The sequence below is a fragment of the Leisingera sp. ANG-M1 genome, from assembly GCF_000813745.1.
Taxonomy (GTDB): domain Bacteria; phylum Pseudomonadota; class Alphaproteobacteria; order Rhodobacterales; family Rhodobacteraceae; genus Leisingera.
Window position 1 is genome coordinate 2,995 of record NZ_JWLC01000040.1, and the last position, 660, is coordinate 3,654.

The window sequence follows — 660 nt, forward strand, 5'->3', positions numbered from 1 at the left end:
GGGTGATTGCAGCACTCTTCGTCAGCCGCACCATGGTTCCAGGGGCCTTAGACACGGGCATAGCAATGCGCCCAAGACGCGTAAGAAGCGCGTCTACCTGCTCTCGGTCGACCGCCCGTCTGATGTTGGCTTTCGACAACCCGCCGTCGTTCAATAGGGTCAAGATCCCCCCGTCCAAAAGCGCTGCAACCATATTCCTGGATGCATTGAGCATTTGCGGCAGAAGGGTAACTGCAACCGCCCGTTTCACTTCCTCTGAGACGGCTTTACCTGTCTCATAGTTCACCAAGACGTGGGAGCCAGGCAGCTCTGCCTCAGCTTCAGTGATCATGCCTTTGGCCAGTAGAGCATTTTTCAAAGTGGCACTATGCACGCCTTCGGAAGCGGCCAAGGAGGCAATGCTGCTTCGGGGCGGGTTCACCACGGTCTTTCCAAGCAGCAGCTGGCCAGCCTGCACGTCCATGTTGTCCAGAATGTGCTCGCGAAGGATGTCCCTAATCGGGCCAGGGTCTTTTGACAGCTTTGAGGACCCGAGCCAAGAGTACAGCATTCCATATGCCGGCAAGCGCCGCAGCGGGCCGTCCGCCATCATCCGCGCACGTTCCAAAAGCTGCTCCAATGCGGTCCTGACGCCGTCCTCCCCGCCAGTTACATATCGCC

The 660-nt window shown here is 58.3% G+C and carries 1 pseudogene; it reads right to left on the reverse strand.

Annotated features, from left to right (window positions below):
- A pseudogene (locus RA19_RS27105) lies at window positions 1–619 on the reverse strand (hypothetical protein); the annotation flags it as partial.
- Between the last annotated feature and the right edge of the window lie 41 nt (window positions 620–660).